The following is a 1,247-nucleotide window of genomic DNA, read 5'->3' on the forward strand; positions in this document are numbered from 1 at the left end:
CGGCGATCTCCCACAGCCCGTCCGGAACAATCCAACTCCACGTACCCCGCCCCATGCCGAGCCCAACGAGCCAGCACCACATAGGACACTGTCTAGGGCACTCCGATATGCACATGCAGGCCGCAGCCATCACCTGGTTCCAAAAACTTCGCAGGCCAGCGGCCATGCCGCTCGCTCGGCGAGGCCACCTTGAGAGAGGGGCTTCACAGCCGGGGAGGCAGAGACCTGCTGCTGCATCCGCCAACCTCGTTCGTGTCGGCCCGCCGGTCGGCAGCGACGGTCCGCCCGGACATCCGCCTCGGCCAGCCGCACCCGCTACTCGGTGCCCGGCAGGGCGCTCGGCCGCCAGGTCGACGCCCGTTCGGCCGTCACCATGGTCCAGACCGTCTTTGACGTTGAACTGGCCCGGCGTCACGCGGCACTTGAGCGAGGAGATGCTTCGATAGGAGCGATGATCTGCCGGAGACGATCGCCTTCCAATGAAGACGCCGCGCTGGTGCCGCACTCAGACACACGAAGCCAGGGACGCCTGCCGAGGCGTCGCCGGCTAGGCGCTGAATGTCCACGCGTTCTATCGACTTTCCGCAGCTCGAGGAGGGACCGGGCTGCGGAAGAAGCACGGCGAGACGTGCCTGGCGGCCGCTTGCGCACGGGCGATCACGATCGGCACCCTCGCTGTCGCACCATCGAGGGCATTGTGATCGCCGAGACCGAGAGCGACCTCGAGCCGGGACCCCCTCCGCCTCCATTGTGCGCCGCTGCGCTGTTTGTTGAAGGGGACCGGTCCGTGCGTGAGGCCGCAGCCCGCCGACACCCGGCACCTCTGCTTCTGTCTGCCGGGCCCGCGTGCCGGCGACATCGTTCTCGACGCTGCGGCCATGGACGCCTCGGTGGCCGCTGGCTGGCCTGCGGCGCATCGATACAGGTCATGAGCGCAGAGGAAGCGCTCCGCGTGGCTTTCACGACCTAACGAGCTCGTGCATGGTTGGCGGTGGCACGTCGAGACCTTGATCATCGATCATGGTTTGTGTGGTGGGGAACCGGACGCGTGCAGCGATCATCCGCAGTCGACAGATCACCGGACTGGACCCTGAGGTGATCGCCGAACTCGTAGGCCTGATCGGCCCGTTGTGGCAGGAACGGCACCAGGCAGCACTCGCTTCGCGACCGCGTCGGCGAGCTGTCGGTGCTGGTGCCAAACACAAACTCGTCTTTGTCGACCGGCTCCTGGCCACGCTGGTTCACCT

At 66.7% G+C, this 1,247-nt stretch carries 1 protein-coding gene; it reads right to left on the bottom strand.

Annotation, left to right across the window (positions count from 1 at the left end):
• Nucleotides 1-1,011: 1,011 nt before the first annotated feature.
• Nucleotides 1,012-1,247 (bottom strand): hypothetical protein (locus tag ACWD0A_RS34835; protein ID WP_451304709.1); only part of this gene is annotated, 236 nt, incomplete at its 5' end.

The organism is Streptomyces sp. NPDC002867 (assembly GCF_053591895.1).